We start from the raw sequence: 18,533 nt of genomic DNA on the forward strand, positions 1-18,533 counted from the left end.
AACGATCGCTGATCCCGCGCGAGCATTGCTGGCGCGTCCCGGACGGATCCTACGAGATCACCGCCATCTCGGGGCGGCGTCCGGGCACGGCCGCGAGCAGCTCGCGCGTGTAGGCGTGCTCAGGATTGGCGAACAGCGCCGCCGTCGGCTTCAGCTCGACAATCTCGCCCTTCTGCATCACGGCGATGCGATCGCAGATCTGCGCGGCGACGCGCAGATCATGCGTGATGAACAGCATTGACAGGCCGAGCCGCGCCTTCAAATCCTCCAGCAGGCGCAGCACCTGCGCCTGCACGGAGACGTCGAGCGCGGAGACGGCCTCATCGGCGACGATGATCTCCGGATCGAGCGCGAGCGCGCGTGCGATGCCGATGCGCTGGCGCTGACCGCCGGAGAATTCATGCGGATAGCGACCGGTGGCGCCGGCATCGAGCCCGACCATCGCCAGCAGCTCCTGCGCACGCTTCAGCGCAGTATCGAGCGGCGTGCCACGCGCCACCATGCCATCGGCGATGATGCGACCAACCTTGCGGCGCGGGTTCAGCGACGCGAATGGATCCTGGAAGATCATCTGGATGCGATGCCGCTGGGCGCGCAGCGCGCGGCCTTCCAGCGCGGTGAGATCGACGTCGCCGATGCGCACCGTGCCGCGGTCCGCTTCGATCAGCCGCATGACGAGCCGCGCGACCGATGACTTGCCCGAACCGGACTCTCCGACCAGCCCGAGCGTCTCACCCTGGTGGATGGCAAAATGCACCGCATGGGCGGCGCGCGTCTCGCGCTTGGGGCGGAACCAGCCCGTCGGCGTCAAATAGGTCTTGTCGAGGCCGATCACCTCCACGGCCCGCGGCGCCGCCTCGCGCGATTGCCGCGGCGGCGGATCGAAGGACGGAACCGCAGCAAGCAACGCCTTGGTGTAGTCGTGCTGCGGGCTGCCGAGCACCGCGGCGGCCGTGCCCTCCTCGACGACTCTGCCATGGCGCAGCACCACGACCTGATCGGCGATATCGGCGACGACGCCGAAATCATGGGTGATGAACATGACAGCCATGTTGTGGCTGGCCTGGAGATTGCGGATCAGCTTGAGGATCTGCGCCTGCGTCGTGACGTCGAGCGCGGTGGTCGGCTCGTCCGCGACGAGCACGGCCGGCTCGAGCGCGAGCGCCATCGCGATCATCGCACGCTGGCGCTGGCCGCCGGAGAGCTGGTGCGGATAGGCCCGGATGATGCGCTCCGGATCGGGCAGGCCGACCTCGCGCACCAGCGCCAGCGCCTTCGCGCGGCGCTCCCGCGGCGTCAGCAAATCGTGCGCCTCGAATACCTCCATCAGTTGGTCGCCGATCCGCATCAACGGATTGAGCGCGGTCATCGGCTCCTGGAACACCATCGCGATGCGGCGGCCCCGCAGATCGCGCCAGCCGTCCTCGTCGACGGTCAGCAGATCGCGTCCGTCGAAGCGGATCTCGCCGCTGTCCACCTTGACTGTGTCGGGCAGCAGGCCGAGCAGCGCATGGGCGCACATCGACTTGCCCGAGCCGGACTCGCCGACGACGCAGACGATCTTCCCCGCAGTGAGATCGAACGAGACACCATCGACGGCATGCGTGCGCTCCGCGCCGTTCGGCAAAGCGATGCGCAGGTTCTTGATGGCAACGACGGGATCAGAAACGACGGGATCAGACATGGGTCACCGGCCCTCGCGCGACAGGCGCGGGTTGAGCGCGTCGTTGAGGCCCTCGCCGATCAGATTGAGGCCGAGCACGGACAGCAGGATCGCGACGCCGGGAAACACCGTGATCCACCACGCCTGACGAATCACGGTGCGGCCGGCGCCGACCATGTAGCCCCAGGAGATCAGGTTGGGATCACCGAGCCCGAGGAACGATAGCGATGATTCCAGCAGGATCGCAGTCGCGACCATCAGCGAGGCCAGCACGATGACCGGCGACAATGCGTTGGGCAGAATCTCACGCCAGATGATCCAGGCATTGCTCTGGCCGGTGACGATGGCGGCCTGAACATATTCCCGCGTCCGCAGACTCAGGACCTCGCCGCGCACGAGACGCGCGACCGGCGGCCAACTGACGAGGCCGATCGCCGCGACGATCGAGTAGATCGAGGGCTGCAGGATCGCGACCAGCACGATGGCGAGCGCGAAGCTCGGGATGGTCTGGAAGAACTCGGTGAAGCGCATCAGGGCATCATCGATACGGCCGCCGAAATAGCCGGCGATGGCGCCGAGCGGCACGCCGACGACCAGCGCGACCAGGGTCGAGACCAAGCCGACCAGCAGCGAAACGCGCGCGCCGAAGATCAAGCCGGCCAGCACGTCGCGCCCGAGCGCATCGGTGCCGAGCGGGACCTTGGCCACCGTGAACGGCGGCACGAACGGCCGCTGCACCATGCGCCAGGGCGAGTTGGGGAAATAGAACGGCCCGGCCACCGCGATCACGATCGCCAGCACCAGGATGATCAGCCCGATGATCCCGCTCGGGCTGCGCAGCATCGTACGCCAGAACTGCTTCATGAGGCGTACTCGATGCGCGGATCGACCAGGCGGTAGACGAGATCGGTGATGAGATTGAAGATCAGCACCATGGCGGAGGAGACGACGAACACGCCGAGCAGGAGATTGTAATCGCGCTGGATCAGCGCGTCGTACATCAGCCGGCCGATGCCGGGCCAGGCGAACACGGTCTCGGTCAGCACCGCGCCGCCGACCAGGGTGCCGGCGTGGACGCCGGCCAAGGTCACCACCGGCAGCAGCGCGTTGCGCAGCACGTGGCGACGAAGGATGACGCCGTCACGCAGGCCCTTGGCCCTGGCGGTCTTGACGAAATCGAGCCGTCTGACCTCGAGCATCGAGGCGCGGGTCATGCGGGTGTAGGTCGCCATGAAGAACAGCCCGAGCGTCGCCGCCGGCATCACCAGATGCGCGGCGACATCGAGCGCATGGCGAAGTCCCGTGTAGCCGGCGCCCACCGTCTCATAGCCGAAGCTCGGCAGCCAGTCGGCCCAAACGGAGAACAGCAGGATCGCGATCAGCGCGATCCAGAACAGCGGCGTGGCATAGAAGATCAGCGCCAGCACCGTGATCGCGGTATCCAGGAAGGTGCCGGCGAAGCGCGCGGCCAGCACACCGAAGAAGACGCCGAGCAGGAGCGAAATCGCGAACGCCGATAGGGTGAGCAGCAAGGTCGCGGGCAACCGTTCCGCGATGAGCTTCGCCACCGGGGCCTGTTGTCGGAACGAGAAGCCGAGATCGAGGCTGGCGATCCCCTTGACGTAGATGAGGAGCTGCTCCGGCAGCGGACGATCGAGGCCGAACTTCTCGCGCAACTGCGCGACGAACAGCTGGTCGGACGCACCGGCTTCGCCGGCCATCACGACGGCCGGGTCGCCCGGCGCCAGCCGGATCAAGAAGAAGTTCAGCACGATGATGGCCAGAAGGACGATGACGCCCTTCGCCACGCGCTGGGCGATGAAGGAGAGCATAGAGGGCCCGTGGTGGTCAGCTCGGCATGATCGAGTGATGCGCTGGAGCGCGGCGCTGATGGCCGCGCTCCCTCAAACAGCGCTATTTGTCGAGCCAGGCGTCCCGGAAACCGTCGTTGACGCCGACGCCCGTGGTGATCAGGTTCTTCACCTTGCACTTGGTGATCGTCGGGAACTGCAGCTCCAGAAGCCAGGCGACGGGCACGTCCTCGACGAGGATCTTCTGCACCTTCTCATAGGCTTCCTTGCGCTTGGCGTCGGTCGGCGCGGTCGCCCCCTCGGCAAACAGCCTGTCGACCTCCGGATTCGAATAGCCCTCGACATTGTTGAACAGCTGCCCCTTGGCGATGGCCGAGGTGATGTAGTTGCGGGACACGCCGAGCGCGGGATCTCCGTACTGATAGAGATAGGTGAAGGCGAGATCGTAGTCCCACTCCATGATCTTCTGGTTGCCGCCGGGAACATCGGTCGCGATGGTCTCGATCGTCATGCCGACGTCCTGCAGGTTCTGCTTCACCGCCTCGCCCCAGCGCTGCCAGGTCTCGCCATAGGCCAGCGGCAGCATGCGGATCTTCTCGCCCTTGTAGCCGGCCTCCTTCAACAGCGCCTTGGCCTTGGCCGGATCGTACGGATATTTCGGCACGTCGTCAGTGTAGAACTTGATGGTCGAAGCCGACGGGCCGGTCGCGACCTTGCCGAGCCCGTTCCAGATCACGTCCTTGGCGAAGTCGCGATCGATGGCATACATGATCGCCTGCCGCACCTTCTTGTTGGCGAGAATCGGATTGCGGAGGTTCAGCCACATCCAGGATATCGGCGAGAAGAACTCCCAGCCGGCGCCGGTGACGCAGGCGCCGGGCAGCTTGGAGACGCGCGGCACGTCGAAATTCTCGATCGAGCCGCCCGGCAGCACGTCGACCTTGCCGGTTTCGAACGCCACGGCGCGCGCCGCCGCATCCGGAATGATCTGCCAATAGACCTCGTCCAGATAGGGCTTGCCCTTCTCGTGGTAGTTCGGATTTTTCACCATGCGGATGAACGATCCCTTCTGCCACTCCTTGAACATGAAGGGCCCGGTGCCGATGGGCGCGTTGTTGTTCGGATTGGTCTTGAAGTCGGTCCCTTCATAGAGATGCTTCGGGACCATCGGCATCGAACCGACCTCGAAGATGCCGATGAAGGGACCGAACGGCTCCTTCAAGGTGAACACCACGGTGAGATCATCCGGCGCCTCGACCTTATCGACCATCACGAGGTTGTTGCGGGCGCGCGCATGGGTCTGCTTCAACATCTCGATCGAGAACAGCACGTCGGCCGAGGTGAACGGCTTGCCGTCATGCCAGGTCACGCCGGGCTTGAGCTTGAAGGTGTAGACCTTCGCGTCCGGGCTGATCGTCCAGCTCTCTGCGAGGCCGGGCAACGGTTCGAGCTTGGGACTGTAGCGCAGCAGGCCCTCGAAAATATTACCGGACACCATCTGGGTCGGGCCGTTCTGGACCATGGCCAGCATCAGACCGGGAGGCTCGGGCTGGATGACAGCATTGACGACACCGCCCGACTTCGGCTCCTCAGCATGAGCCGCGGACAGAACGCAGCCGATGGCGACACCCAGCAATACCCGTTTCAACATGATGAACTTCCCAACTGTTTCGATCCGCTGCAATGCATCAAGCGCGCCAACGCGCGACGAATCGCCATGCGGCATTCCGACCTGACGCCTGCTCTGGGCGCATGGACGGGAGCGATGACGCGCGCTGTCGGATGATTTGGCCGCGGTCGTCGCACTTGCGATGCTCTGGACGCCCCGTGAGCGGGTTCGCAGGGCCTTGCCGGCAGGGCATCGTGGATTTCGCGGCTGTCATGAATCGCCGCGCGAAGTCGTCGTCATCGTCGCGAGATGAAAGTGGCGACAGGATCAGCCCAAAAATTGAACAGCGTGACCGCTCTCGAGATCGTCTGGCGGCCGAGATTTGCCCAGCGCGATCAGCGCCTCAGACGGGCGATTGTACCAGCGACGATTTGCATCACCACGCCGATCACCCAGCCCGCCATGATCAATGAGGTCCAGACGATGTGCGGGTCCTCGCGCAGAATGATGATGCCGACGGCGAAGAAAGCCGTCAGCGTCGCAAGGAAGGTTCCGACCGCACTGAGAAACTCCGCAGCATCGATCTTGCGTTCCGCCGGCGTCCCCTCCTCATGCGGATGGAAAGGTATCTGGGGCGTGTCGATCCCGAGATAGAAGCCGAACGCGCCGGACACCATCATCAGCAGCAGAAAGCCCTGGGTGGTCAGGGCCGGTACGCTGGAGCCGACATGGGCACCGACGAACAGGCCGCAGGCGGCGCCCGCCAAAGCAAGACCGGAGCGCTCGAGGACATGGGCGAATTGTCGCACACGAAGGCGCATGAGCAGTCCTCGGAAATGATGGATCGGCGGGGTCCGCCGATCCGTCCGTCATCAACGCAAGAAGTGATTAATGCAAGGCTACGCCGCCTTGGTCATATCGGCATTGAGATGGCGCAACCTCGGCAATACTTCCTGCTTGAGCAGGCGGAGCGAGTTGTGCCAAGCTTCCGGCCTGTGCTTGTAGTCGAAGCCGAACACGCACAGGGTTCCGAAGCCGCCGACTTCGTGCCAGATCTTCTCGATCTTTTCGGTCACCGTCGCCGGCGAGCCGATGATCCAATTGCGCTTGGCGCAATAGTCCACCGTCACGTCGGAATCGGGCACGTCGGGCGCGTGCTTCAGATAATCCTTGAAGCCGAAATGGCCGAGCAGCGGCAGGAAATATTCGCCCATCATCCGGCCCATCATGTCGCCGCTCGACAGGCGCCATGCCTCTTCGTCCGTGTCGGCGACGAATACCTCACGCACCAGCCGCCAATCGCTGCGGTTGGCCTTGCGTCCGGACTTGGCGGCGCCGGCTTCCACCGAATCCCAATGCGACGACACATAGGCCGGGTTGAGGTTCAGGCTCATCGGAATGAAGCCCCGCTCGCCGGCGAGCTTCAGCGTATCCGAGTTCTTCGATAGGCCGGCGACGCCGATCGGCGGATGCGGCGCCTGAACCGGCTTGAGGTGCGGCTTGAGGAAGTCGAACATCACGTCCGGCTTGGTCACCGTCCAGTATTTGCCCTTGTGCGTGAACGGCGCCGGCTCGCTCCAGAGCCGCAGGATGATCTCCAGCGCCTCGCGCGTCATCTCACGGTTCTGGCCGCTCATGCCGTCGACGTTGAACATCGCCCAGTCACTCGGCAGGCCTGATGCGGCGATGCCGAAATTGAGCCGACCTTCGGACAAATGATCGAGCATCGCGACGCGATTGGCGAGCTCGGCCGGATGATGATAGGGCAGCAGGAAACCGCCCGGCCCAAGCCGGATGGTCTTGGTCTCGCGGAAGGCCTGCGCAAGCAGCAGATCGGGTGCCGGGTGCGGCTCCCAGGGCGCGGTGTGATGCTCGCCGATCCAGGCTTCCTGATAGCCGAGCTCATCAAGCCATCGCAGGACCTTCAGGTCCCAATCGTGGCCCTCCTTCAATCCGCACTCCGGCGGATGCGAGGGCATCGTGAAATATCCGATTTCCATGGCGCTTTCCTCTCGCTGTTATATTGCGGCGCATCTTTGCGATGCGCTCATCGTCACGCGAGACGAAACACGACCAACCGAGTCGGCAACGCCGCACGTGGTCTGCGAAGACTAGCACTTCGTCGGACAGCGACAATCGTCCGCTGTGTCGCTGGCGGAATGATGACGCGAATTCTGTGTCGAGGCGCCGCAACATCACGCCCCGGACGCCGGGGCCCGCCGCCAATTTCACATCAACGTGCGCCGAACGTCGTTCGGCCGAATAGCTCCTTCTGCGTCGACGGTTGCGAGCGCCAATATTGCGGAGGCGCGGCCACCTGCCCGCCGAGTTCGGCCGCGGCATGCCAGCCCCAGCGCGGATCGTAGAGCATGCCGCGGGCGAGCGCGACCATGTCGGCCTTGCCTGATGCAACGATCTCCTCGGCTTGCTGCGCCTGCGTGATGAGGCCGACCGCCATGGTCGGAAGTCCCGTCGCTTGTTTCACGGCCGCCGCGAACGGCACCTGATAGCCGGGCCCGAGGGTGATCTTCTGCAACGGCGACACGCCGCCCGAGGACACGTCGATCCAATCGACGTCGCGGCGCTTGAGCTCCTGCGCGAAGACGATGGTCTGGTCGAGATCCCAACCGCCGTCGACCCAGTCTGTCGCCGACACCCGCACGCCCACCGGCTTGTCGGCCGGGAACACGCTGCGCACGGCATCGAAGAGCTCGAGCGGATACCGCATGCGGTTTTCCAGCGAACCGCCATAGGCGTCGCTGCGCCGGTTAGCGAGCGGCGACAGGAACTGATGCAGCAGATAGCCGTGCGCAGCATGCAGCTCGATCGCATCGATGCCGAGCCGCGCAGCCCGCTGCGCTGCCGAAACGAAGGCGTCGCGGATGCGCGCCAAGCCGTCGGTATCGAGCGCCTCTGGGGCAAGCTCGCCGTCTTTGTGGGGCACGGCTGAAGGTGCGACCGTCTGCCACCCGCCGCTCGCGGGAGCAATCTGCTGGCCACCATCCCAAGGCTTATGGCTGGACCCTTTGCGGCCGGCATGGGCGAGCTGCATCGCAATCGCCGTCTTCGAATGCTTGCGCACCGATGTCAGAATCGGCACCAGCGCCGCTTCGGTCGCATCGTCCCACAGGCCGAGGCAGCCCGGCGTGATGCGTCCAATCGGTTCGACATGCGTCGCCTCGATGCAGAACATCGCCGCGCCTGACAGCGCAAGCGTGTTGATGTGGGTGAAGTGCCAGTCATTGGCGGCGCCATTCTCGGCCGAATACTGACACATCGGCGAGACAACGATGCGGTTGGCGAGTTCGAGGCCACGCAGCTTGATCGGAGTAAACAGGACGCTCATGCGGATGTTCCGGAAGGGTGGACGACGGAAGGCGCGCTGGTCTGATGTTTCGCAAGTGTCGGCCATCGGCGGCCCGCGGTCAACGCGCCGTCCGAAGCGATGTCGCAGCTCATTCCATCAGCGTGAACTGCAACAGCAAAGTACGCTGGATCATCGAGAAATTGTCGTCGGACACCAATGTCAGCACGGTGTCGCCCTCCGGCGTGACGTGCGCATCGATGCCTTCGAGATTGTCGATCTCCTGGCCGAGATCGGCTGCGAAGATCGCGGGACCGTCGACCAGCGCGCCCGGCGTGATCTGCGCCAGTGACAGCCGACGAATCCGGATGCCGACGCCGCTGAACAGCGAGAATTTGCGTTCCAGAATCAGGAGCTCTCCCGACGGCAGCAGCACGGCATCGCTGATGTCGAAATCGTTGCTTCTGATGATGCTGAACTGTCCCGCAGCCGGGCCGCCGATCAGGAACGCCAGCAGATTGCCGTTCGCGTCCAGGCCGCGTTCGGAGATCGCGATCACGCTGCCCGCGAGCGGCAGGCCCTTCGGCACCACCACCAGCGCCTCCAGGCCCTTGTTGTTGGGCAGTCGCCTGGCGGCCGGCGGCAACGGTATGATCTCGCTGCGTGCGCCGGTGCCGCCTTTGGCGAAATCGTAGCGCAGCAGCTGATTGACGCGCTCAAGGCCGACATAGACGACGTCGCCATCGCGAGCGAGCGACTCGGAATCATACCAGCCGCGATCGGTGATCGGCCGTCCGTCGGGCCCGAGCAACGGCGCCGCCTCGACCTCCGCAAGCCCCGTGATCTCGTGGCCGGAATAGACGATGCGGCCGGTGAACCAGCCGCCTTTGTCGCTGATGGCAAGGAAGCGCTCGCCCTTGGCATCCAGCCGGAGGCCGGACAATCCGCCGAACCCCGGATAGGACGAGGTCAGCGCCACACCGGTGCGGTAGTGCAATTTCCCGAACTGCAGACGCGTGCGATCGCGCAGGTCGAACGCGGGCAGCGGCCGCGCCTTGACCTCGATCTTGACGGCCGCTGTGACCGAATGCTCGTCGGTGGCCGCCCGCCTCCGGACCGGCGCCGGCGTCGATTGCGCGCGAGCTGTCCCCGCGCCCGCGAGCGTCGCCACCCCGGCCAAGGTCAGCGCAAGAAAGCGCCTGCGGTCGGAGATCGCCTGCAGCGACATCGCTCGAGGGGCCCCCTCCCCACAGCTTCCCACATGCGGGAGGAACGCATCCGCTCCCGATTACGAATGCAGCTTGCGCTTCGGCCCACGCGCAGGCTGCGGCGCCGCGTGAGTCTCGGTGAACAATTCGGCGAGCTTCTCGGTGATGGCGCCGCCAAGCTCCTCGGCATCGACGATCGTGACCGCACGACGGTAGTAGCGCGTGACGTCGTGACCGATGCCGATCGCGATCAGCTCGACCGGCGAGCGGGTCTCGATCTCCTCGATGATGTGGCGCAGGTGGCGCTCGAGATAGTTGCCGGGATTGACCGACAGCGTGGAGTCGTCGACCGGCGCGCCATCGGAGATCATCATCAGGATCTTGCGCTGCTCGGGCCTGCCGAGCAGGCGCTTGTGCGCCCAGTCCAGCGCCTCGCCGTCGATGTTCTCCTTCAGGAGACCCTCGCGCATCATCAGGCCGAGATTCTTGCGCGCCCGGCGCCATGGGGCGTCCGCGGCCTTGTAGATGATGTGGCGCAGATCGTTGAGACGGCCGGGATTGGCCGGCTTGCCGGCCGCGAGCCACGCCTCGCGCGACTGCCCGCCCTTCCAGGCCCGCGTCGTGAAGCCGAGGATCTCGACCTTGACGCCGCAGCGCTCCAAGGTGCGGGCGAGAATGTCGGCGCAGGTCGCGGCCACCGTGATCGGCCGTCCGCGCATCGAGCCGGAATTGTCGAGCAGCAAGGTGACCACCGTGTCGCGGAAGGTGGCCTCCTTCTCGCGCATGAAGGACAGCGGCTGGTAGGGGTCGATGACCACGCGCGACAGCCGCGCCGGATCGAGAATGCCCTCTTCCAGGTCGAACTCCCAGGCGCGGTTCTGCTGCGCCATCAGCCGGCGCTGCAGCCGGTTGGCGAGCCGCGCGACGATGCCCTGGAGGTGCGCGAGCTGCTTGTCGAGATAGGAGCGCAGCCGCTCCAGCTCGTCATGGTCGCAGAGGTCCTCGGCCGCGATGATCTCGTCGAATTTCGGCGCGAAGGCGTGATATTCGGGACCGCGCGGCTCGTTGGCGCCGCCGCGGTTCGGCCGCGTCGCCTCGCCCGGCGTCTCGTCATCGCCAAGCTCGCCGTCATCCAGCGTATCGGACGCAGACGCCTGCGCGGCCTCCATCGCGCTCTCCGACATCTCGTCCGATGTCGTCTGCGCCTGGTCGGCACTCATCTCCTGCGCGGCGTCGGACTCCGGCGAGCCCTCGGCACCGGACTGGTCGTTGTCGCCGTCGCGATTGTCGTCGTTGTCCTCATCCTCTTCCGAATCGGCGTTGCGCTCATCGCCGAGATCGAGCGCCGACAACAGGTCATGGACGAGGTCGCCGAACTTGGCCTGATCCTCGGTGAAGCGGCCGAGCTCGTCGAGCTGCGAGCCGATTCGCTCCTCCAGGAAGGGCCGCCAGAGATCGACCACCTTGCGCGCCGCATTCGGCGGCGCCAGACCGGTCAGCCGCTCGCGCACCATCATCGCGAGCGCATCCGACAGCGGCGCATCGGCGCGGTCGGTGATCTCGTCATATTTGCCGCGATGGAAGTGATCGTCGAGCATCGCGGTGAGATTCTTGGCGACACCGGCCATGCGCTTGGCACCGATGGCCTCGACACGGGCCTGCTCGACCGCCTCGAACACGCCACGCGCCTGCGGATTGCCGGGGATCAGCTTGCGGTGAATCTTCGGATCATGACAGGCGAGTTTCAGCGCGATGGAATCAGCATGGCCGCGCACGACCGCGGCATCGCGCTTGGTCATCTTGCGCGCGGGCTCCGGCAACCGCGCTTTGCCCGGCGCAAGGCCCGGCCGCTCGGCGGCGAAGGAGACTTCGAGCTCGGGCGCTCTCGCGATCGCGCGCAGGCAGCCGGTCACCGAGCGCTTGAACGGCTCGGTCGGCGCCTCCTTGGTTCCGGGACGGAGTTTGCTGTTGGATGTCGTCATCTTGTCCCTGCCGCTGTCGTCCCGGCGAACGCCGGGAGCCGTAGCCACCGGCGGTCATTCATTCGTGTCGACGCCAATGTCAGCGTCGTGCCGAATGTCACGACGTATGGTCCCGGTCTCGCGGCCGGGACGACGCCTTGTCAGCTGAGCGCCACGTTGACGGCGGATTCAGGCAGCTCGGCGTTGAAGCAGCGCTGATAGAATTCCGCGACCAGCGGACGCTCGAGCTCGTCGCATTTGTTGAGGAACGTCACGCGGAAGGCAAAGCCGATATCCCCGAAGATCTCGGAGTTCTCGGCCCAGGTGATCACCGTGCGCGGGCTCATCACCGTCGACAGGTCGCCATTGGCGAACGCGTTGCGGGTGAGGTCGGCAAGCCGGACCATCTTGTTCACCGTGTCGCGACCCTGCTGGTTCTGATAGTGCTTGGCCTTGGCCAGCACGATCTCGACCTCCTCATCATGCGCCAAATAGTTCAGCGTCGTCACGATCGACCAGCGGTCCATCTGGCCCTGGTTGATCTGCTGCGTGCCGTGATAGAGGCCCGACGTATCGCCGAGGCCGATGGTGTTGGCGGTCGCGAACAGACGGAAGGCCGGATGCGGCTTGATGACCTTGTTCTGGTCGAGCAGGGTCAGCCGACCCGAGACTTCGAGCACGCGCTGGATCACGAACATCACGTCCGGGCGGCCGGCGTCATATTCGTCGAACACCAGCGCCACATTGTGCTGGAGCGCCCAGGGCAGGATGCCGTCACGGAATTCCGTGACCTGCTTGCCGTCCTTGACCACGATCGCATCCTTGCCGACCAGATCGATGCGGCTGATATGGCTGTCGAGGTTGACGCGCACGCAGGGCCAGTTCAGGCGGGCGGCGACCTGCTCGATATGGGTCGATTTTCCGGTGCCATGATACCCGGTCACCATTACGCGGCGGTTCTTGGCGAAGCCGGCCAGGATCGCAAGCGTGGTGGCGCGGTCAAAACGGTAGTCGGCGTCGACTTCGGGAACGTGCGGATCGCTTTCGGAAAAGGCCGGCACCTCAAGGTCGCTGTCGATCCCGAACACCTGCCGCACCGACACTTTCATGTCGGGCACACCGGTCATCTCCTGCGCATTGGTCGTAGCGGCGGTCGTCATTCATCCTCCGAGGTCCCGGGCATTCCCGAAACCAGATTTCATGTTTGGCTGCGGTTGAAGGGCTTCGGGCGCCAGCCTAGCAGAGAGCACGCGCGGGCAGAAGCCTAAGCCTTGATCAAAGTTCCGTCGTTATATCATCGAGATAGGCATGGGACGACGTTTTTGGAAGGCTGCCCTGCGGAAAGCGCCACCGTTTCGCCGCGAGTCTCGCGTCCAGCCTTCTGGCGTGGCACTCGGGAGCGGGGTTCCTACTTATCGATAAGCCTCCAACCTTTCCCATCAGCAGGAACCGCGTGGCCCATCTGCTTGATCCCCTGATTGCCTTCGTCTCCGCGCATGCGGGACTGGCCTATCTCACCCTGTTTCTGGCGGCGTTGCTCGAGGCGGTCCCGATCGTCGGCTCGGTGGTCCCCGGCACGACCATCATCCTGGCGCTGAGCGCGCTGATTCCGGGCGGCGAGCTGACGCTGCAATGGGTGCTGGCCGCGGCCATTCTGGGCGCGGTGCTCGGCGATGGCGGGGCCTTCTGGATCGGCCATCGCCAGCAGCGCGAAATCCTCACGGCCTGGCCGTTCTCGAACTATCCGCGGCTGGTGGCGCAGAGCGAGGCCTTCTTCCACCGCTTCGGCACGCTCGCGATCTTCTTCGCCCGGTTCGTGGCCCCGATCCGCGCCGTGGTACCGATCACGGCGGGCGCGCTCGATATCCCGCCCCTTCGCTTCTACGCCGTGAACATTCCCGCGATCGCGCTGTGGGCCTGCGCCCACGTGCTGCCGGGCGTCTTCGCGGTGCAGCTGCTGCATCGCTATGGCGGCATCCCGCATCACAGCCACATCGCCAAATCGACCTGGATCATCGCGGCGGTCGCCGGCACGATCGTGGTCTGGCTGGTGCTGCGGCTGGTGCGCAAGCGGCGGGAGACGCAGCTGGCGGCCGGGACGGCCGAATAGGCGCGGCCTCACCCGCTAAAGCGGATCCAGAATGGCGCCGCGGCCGGGCACGGGTCCGGTGTAGCGGGCGCGCGGCCGGATCAGGCGGCCGAACTGCAGCTGCTCGCAGGCATGGGCGATCCAGCCGACGCAGCGGGCCATCGCAAACAACGCCAGCTCGCTGCCCGCAGGCAGCCGCAGGCTGTGCACCAGCACCGCCAGCGCATAGTCGATATTGACGAACTCGCCGGTCGCCTCCGCGATCCGCTCCGGCACCTCACGAGTGAATTTGCGCGGCGCGCCGGCGCGCGTCAGCGCATCCAGCAGCGCGATCGCGCGCGGATCGCCGCGCTTGTAGACGCCGTGGCCGAAGCCCGCGAAGCGCTCGCCGAGCGCCACCCGCTCGCGGATCAGCGGTGCCACGTCGCGATCGATGAGGGTCTTCACCAGCTGCGAGGCCAGCACGCCGGCACCGCCATGCTGCGGGCCTTTGAGGGCGGCGAGACCCGCAATGACCGCATCATAGAGGCTGAGCCCCGTCGACGCCGCACAGCGGACAGTGAAGGTCGAGGCGTTCAGCTCGTGATCGGCAAGCAGCACCAAAGTGCGGCGGATCAGGTCGGGCGCATGCTTGTGCTCGGCTGCCCAGGCCTTGGCTACCTGGATGTGAAGCGGCTCGGCGGACGGCGCGGCGTCCAGCATGGCCGCAACGACAAGGCGAAGGATGCGCGCGCCGACCAGGGCACGACCGTCGGGTGCGCGGTTGAACGCGGCAGGATCTGCTTGCGTCGCCAGCGCCAGGACGGCGATGGCCCGGTCGATCGGCGCCGCGCGGCGCGCCGCCTCGGCGATCAGGCGCATCTCGCCGGAGATGTGGGGCATGTTGTCGGGCGCGAACGGATCGATCGCGGTGATGTCCCACAACAGGGTCGCAGCGTGTTCAAGCGAATCGCGCTCGGCCAGATCGACGCAATTGACACCGCGGTAGATCGGACCGGCCTCGGTGATCGTCGAGACCGCGGAATCGAACACCGGCAGGTCCGCATCGAAGCTGCGGAACACCCGCGGCTCCGGAGCCGGCGCCCGCCGCTCCTTCAAGGCCCGGATGTCCTCGGCGCGATAGCGGTGGCTCCGCGAATCCAGCGACGGCTCCGAGCGCACGAGGCCGCGGCTGACATAGGCGTAGAGGGTCGCAGGCGAGATCGCGAGTTCGGCCGAGGCTTCGCGGGCCGATAGGTAAAGGCCACTGTCTTTTTTCATATTGATCAGCTTAATCAAGATTGATCAAGCTGTCGACCGGACGGATCTTACCGGCGTGATCATTCACACAAGGAGATCCCGCCATGACGATTCAGCTCGCAAAGTCCCCTATCGGCCTTGATGGCATCCCCGCTGCCGAGACCGTGCTCAGCCATGTCGACGGTCAGCAGGGCGAGCTCATCATTGCCGGTCGCCGGGTGGCCGATCTTGCAGCCAGCGCAGGCTTCGAAGGTGTCACCGCCCGGCTGTGGAGCGCAGCGACCAAGCGCAGCGTCAGCGACGCGGAGGTCCGCGCGAGCCTCGGGCTTGCCCGCCAGCGCGCCTTTGCGCGACTTCCCGAGTTGCTGGCGGCCACCGCCGAACTGCCGATCATCGACGGCTTCCGCGCGGCCGTCGCCGCGTTGCGGCCGGAAGCAGGACTCTCCGACGAGGCGACGATCGTCGGCGCCTGCCCGGTCATCGCCGGCGCGCTCGTCCAGCGCGCACTGGGATCACAGCCGATCGCTCCCGACCCCACCGCGACCCACGCCGCGGACACCCTGCGCATGGTACGCGGCGGCACCCCGGAGGCTGGCGAGGTCACCGCGCTCGATACCTATCTGGTCACGGTCAGCGATCACGGCATGAACGCGTCGACCTTTGCCGCACGCGTGATCGCCTCGACCCAGGCCGATCTGTTCGCCTCGGTCACCGCCGGCTATTGCGCGCTCACCGGCCCGCTGCATGGCGGCGCGCCGGAGCCTGTGCTGGAGATGCTGAATGCGATCGGCACCCGCGACAACATCAAGCCGTGGGTCGATGCGGCGCTCGGGCGTGGCGAGCGGCTGATGGGGTTTGGCCACCGCATCTATCGGGTGCGCGACCCCCGCGCGGACGTCTTGAAGGCAGCGATCGCGCGGCTGGCCGGCAGTGGCGCCGATCTGCCGTTCGCGAGCGAGGTCGAGGCCTATATCCGCGCCGCGCTGCGGCAGAAAAATCCCGAGCGCGTGCTCGATACCAATGTCGAGTTCTTCACCGCCATCCTGCTCGATGCGCTGAAGATTCCGCGCCAGGCGTTCACCCCGATCTTCGCCGTGGCGCGCGTTGCCGGCTGGACCGCACATGCCCGCGAGCAACAGCGGACGGGACGACTGATCCGGCCAAGTTCGGCCTATATCGGGCCGAAGCCCTGACCCCGTCGCATGAACGACGCGGCAGCGTGACCCCGCTGCCGCGTCAGCCCTTCACCACGGTCTTGAGGTAATTATAGGCCTTGATGATCTCGATCAGGCGATCCTCGGTGGAGCGATCGCCGCCATTGGCGTCGGGGTGGTGCTGCTTCACCAGCGCCTTGTACTTGACCTTGACGTCCTCGAGCGTGGCATCGGGGCCGAGGCCCATCACCTGCAGCGCCTTGCGCTCGGCGTTGAAGACCTTGCGCGTCTCCGCCTTGGGCGCCGCCTGCGGATTGGGCCGCCAGCTGCCGCGGCCGTTGATTTCGGCGAACACGCTGAACGGATCCGACGCATCGCCGAGATCGGCCTCGGGGCTGCCGGTGCCGCGCTTGGCCGAGGTATTCGCGCCCATCTTCCAGGTCGGGCGATGTCCGGTCAGCGCATCCTTCTGATAACGCGCGACCGCCTCGGCGTTCATGCCTGAGAAGAAATTATAGGATTGGTTGTACTCGCGCACGTGGTCGAGACAGAAGTGCCAATACTCGCGCGCGTTCTCGCGCCCCTTCGGCGCGCGATGCGAGCCTCGGTTCGTGCAGTCCGGCCATTGGCACGGCTGAGCCTCCTCGCGCACCGGCTGCCGCGCAGCCTGCTTTTTGGGCTTGATGCGGATGGAGTCGAAGAATTTGTTTGAATCGATCGGCATGGCGGACTTTGACTACGCAACGCGAAAAGCTTCAAGTCTTGACATTGCGAATACCTCAGGCGGGGACCGCCGATTGACGAAAAATAATTTGATGCGTATTTCCAGAGACCATGCGGACCCAAGATGCTATCATCGAAAAGTTGCGCGAAGCTTTCTCGCCGGAAAGCCTCGATGTGCAGGACGAATCACATCTGCATGCAGGCCACATGGGACACCGGCCGAGCGGTGAAACCCATTTCCGCGTGTATATTGTGTCGCAGGCCTTTGCCGGCAAGAGCCGGGTCGATCGCCACCGCCTGATCAACGCCGCATTGGCGGCGGAACTTGCCGGCTCGGTGCATGCGCTGGCGCTGCATGCGAAGGCACCCGGCGAAGCCTGACATCAGAACGCTGACACCAGAAGCCTGGCAACAAATCCCAGATACCGGCGCGCGCGACCATGATTAGAACGCCGTGCCGGCACGGCGCGGCCGCGTCTCCTCTGTCTCGCCGCGCGGCACCGGCACGATGCGCAGCGCGGTGATGCGATTGCGTTCCCGGCGCAGCACGCGAAAGCGGAAGCCGTGGAAGGTGAAGCTCTGGCCGCGCTCGGGGATCGAGCGCGCCTCGTGAATCACGAGACCGGCCACCGTCGTCGCTTCTTCATCCGGCAGCGTCCAATCCATCGCGCGATTGAGATCGCGGATCGGCACGGATCCGTCGACGACGACCGATCCATCCGGCTGCACGCGCACGCCGGCGACCTGCACGTCCTGCTCGTCGGAGATGTCGCCGACGATCTCTTCGAGAATATCCTCGAGCGTGACGATACCTTCGACCTCACCATACTCGTCGACGACCAGCGCGAAATGCGTCTTGCGCCGGCGGAACGCTTTCAACTGTTCCGACACCGAACGCATCTCGGGAACGAACCAGGGCGGCAGCGCCAGCGACGCGACATCGATATGCGACACATCGCCCTCGGCTGAGCGGATCGCGCGCAACAGATCCTTCGCATGCAGCACGCCGATGATGTTTTCCGGCGTGCCGCGCCACAGCGGGATACGCGTATATTCGGACGCCAGCACCTCGCGCACCAGTTCCTCCTGCGGCAGGTCCGCATTCACCATCACCATCTCGGTGCGGTGAACCATCACATCGGACACCTGCAATTCGCGCAGGTCGAGCAGACCGCCGAGCATGTCCCGGTCCTGCTTCTCGACCTTGCCCTCGTGGTGCAACAGGTCGACGGCGCCGCGCAGGCGCTCGGTCGGCGACAGGATCGGCTGGTTGGCACCGACCTTGAAGCCGATCAGCCGCATCAGGACGCGCACGATCGCCTCGATGACGGCGAGCACCGGACCGAGCACGATCACGGTCGCGCGCATCGGCCGGGCCACCGCGAGCGAGACGCGATCCGGCGCGTTGATGGCGATCGTCTTCGGCAGCACCTCGGCGAAGATCACGACCAAGGCGGTCATCACACCCGTGGCATAGAGCACGCCGACCTCGCCGAACCAGGCGGTAAAGATGCCCGTCGCCAGCGCCGAGGCGGCGATATTGGCGATGTTGTTGCCGAGCAGCAGCGCGCCGATCAGCCGCTCGCGCATGTCGAACAGGCTCGAGACCACGTCGGCGTCGCGATTGCCCTGTTTCGACAGCCGCAGCATCGAGGCGCGGGAGGCGCCGGTCAGGGCGGTCTCGCTCAGCGCGAAAAAGGCGGAGGCGCCGAGACAGACGAGAACGATGGTGAGTGTGATCCAGTCCATGACGCCGATGTCACCCTCGATGA

At 65.5% G+C, this 18,533-nt stretch carries 16 protein-coding genes; 3 read left to right on the forward strand and 13 right to left on the reverse strand.

Going from position 1 to position 18,533, the window contains the following annotated elements; translation table 11 throughout:
• Positions 1–49: 49 nt before the first annotated feature.
• The 10 genes from BBTA_RS35345 to cobS all read right to left on the reverse strand — a co-directional run bounded on the left by BBTA_RS35345 (position 50) and on the right by cobS (position 12,716).
• Positions 50–1,684, reverse strand: coding sequence for an ABC transporter ATP-binding protein (locus tag BBTA_RS35345; RefSeq protein ID WP_012047294.1), 1,635 nt, complete (start codon positions 1,682–1,684; stop codon positions 50–52).
• A 3-nt stretch (positions 1,685–1,687) separates the two neighbouring features.
• Positions 1,688–2,527, reverse strand: coding sequence for an ABC transporter permease (locus tag BBTA_RS35350; protein ID WP_012047295.1), 840 nt, complete (start codon positions 2,525–2,527; stop codon positions 1,688–1,690).
• Positions 2,524–3,495 carry an ABC transporter permease gene (locus BBTA_RS35355; protein WP_012047296.1) on the reverse strand — a complete coding sequence of 324 codons (972 nt, stop codon included), beginning with the start codon at positions 3,493–3,495 and terminating at the stop codon, positions 2,524–2,526. Before BBTA_RS35355 ends, BBTA_RS35350 begins: the two co-directional genes overlap by 4 nt.
• Before the next feature lie 82 nt (positions 3,496–3,577).
• Positions 3,578–5,125 carry an ABC transporter substrate-binding protein gene (locus BBTA_RS35360; protein ID WP_012047297.1) on the reverse strand — a complete coding sequence of 516 codons (1,548 nt, stop codon included), beginning with the start codon at positions 5,123–5,125 and terminating at the stop codon, positions 3,578–3,580.
• Positions 5,126–5,478: 353 nt separating this feature from the next.
• A complete protein-coding gene (locus tag BBTA_RS35365) occupies positions 5,479–5,904 on the reverse strand; it encodes a hypothetical protein (protein ID WP_012047298.1) in 426 nt (141 codons plus the stop codon).
• A 78-nt stretch (positions 5,905–5,982) separates the two neighbouring features.
• Entirely contained in the window at positions 5,983–7,083 is a 1,101-nt protein-coding gene (locus BBTA_RS35370) for an LLM class flavin-dependent oxidoreductase (protein WP_012047299.1), read from the reverse strand.
• Between the two features lie 233 nt (positions 7,084–7,316).
• Positions 7,317–8,429 carry an NADH:flavin oxidoreductase/NADH oxidase gene (locus tag BBTA_RS35375; RefSeq protein ID WP_012047300.1) on the reverse strand — a complete coding sequence of 371 codons (1,113 nt, stop codon included), beginning with the start codon at positions 8,427–8,429 and terminating at the stop codon, positions 7,317–7,319.
• A gap of 109 nt (positions 8,430–8,538) precedes the next feature.
• Complete coding sequence (locus tag BBTA_RS35380) at positions 8,539–9,615, reverse strand: esterase-like activity of phytase family protein (RefSeq protein ID WP_012047301.1); 1,077 nt, start codon at positions 9,613–9,615, stop codon at positions 8,539–8,541.
• Between the two features lie 60 nt (positions 9,616–9,675).
• Entirely contained in the window at positions 9,676–11,577 is a 1,902-nt protein-coding gene (cobT, locus tag BBTA_RS35385; RefSeq protein ID WP_012047302.1) for a cobaltochelatase subunit CobT, read from the reverse strand.
• Positions 11,578–11,717: 140 nt separating this feature from the next.
• Positions 11,718–12,716, reverse strand: coding sequence for a cobaltochelatase subunit CobS (cobS, locus tag BBTA_RS35390; protein ID WP_041751113.1), 999 nt, complete (start codon positions 12,714–12,716; stop codon positions 11,718–11,720).
• Between the two features lie 293 nt (positions 12,717–13,009).
• On the opposite strand from cobS, the gene BBTA_RS35395 reads away from it, so the two are divergent.
• Positions 13,010–13,666: a DedA family protein gene (locus tag BBTA_RS35395; RefSeq protein WP_012047304.1), complete on the forward strand. Its 657-nt coding sequence runs from the start codon at positions 13,010–13,012 to the stop codon at positions 13,664–13,666.
• Between the two features lie 15 nt (positions 13,667–13,681).
• On the opposite strand, the gene BBTA_RS35400 is transcribed toward BBTA_RS35395, so the two are convergent.
• On the reverse strand, positions 13,682–14,905 hold the full coding sequence (locus BBTA_RS35400) for a citrate synthase family protein (protein ID WP_012047305.1): 1,224 nt from the start codon (positions 14,903–14,905) through the stop codon (positions 13,682–13,684).
• A gap of 83 nt (positions 14,906–14,988) precedes the next feature.
• Between BBTA_RS35400 and BBTA_RS35405 the strand changes: the two genes are divergently transcribed.
• Positions 14,989–16,077, forward strand: a complete 1,089-nt coding sequence (locus tag BBTA_RS35405) for a citrate synthase/methylcitrate synthase (RefSeq protein ID WP_012047306.1) — start codon at positions 14,989–14,991, stop codon at positions 16,075–16,077.
• A gap of 43 nt (positions 16,078–16,120) precedes the next feature.
• Here BBTA_RS35405 and BBTA_RS35410 read toward each other — a convergent pair whose 3' ends face one another.
• Positions 16,121–16,762, reverse strand: coding sequence for a J domain-containing protein (locus tag BBTA_RS35410; protein WP_041751114.1), 642 nt, complete (start codon positions 16,760–16,762; stop codon positions 16,121–16,123).
• A gap of 110 nt (positions 16,763–16,872) precedes the next feature.
• Here BBTA_RS35410 and BBTA_RS35415 point away from each other — a divergent pair, with 110 nt between their 5' ends.
• On the forward strand, positions 16,873–17,142 hold the full coding sequence (locus BBTA_RS35415) for a BolA family transcriptional regulator (RefSeq protein WP_041751115.1): 270 nt from the start codon (positions 16,873–16,875) through the stop codon (positions 17,140–17,142).
• A 63-nt stretch (positions 17,143–17,205) separates the two neighbouring features.
• Here BBTA_RS35415 and BBTA_RS35420 read toward each other — a convergent pair whose 3' ends face one another.
• On the reverse strand, positions 17,206–18,510 hold the full coding sequence (locus BBTA_RS35420) for an HlyC/CorC family transporter (RefSeq protein ID WP_012047309.1): 1,305 nt from the start codon (positions 18,508–18,510) through the stop codon (positions 17,206–17,208).
• Positions 18,511–18,533: the final 23 nt, after the last annotated feature.

It is taken from the genome of Bradyrhizobium sp. BTAi1 (assembly GCF_000015165.1).
GTDB classification, from domain to species: Bacteria; Pseudomonadota; Alphaproteobacteria; order Rhizobiales; family Xanthobacteraceae; genus Bradyrhizobium; species Bradyrhizobium denitrificans.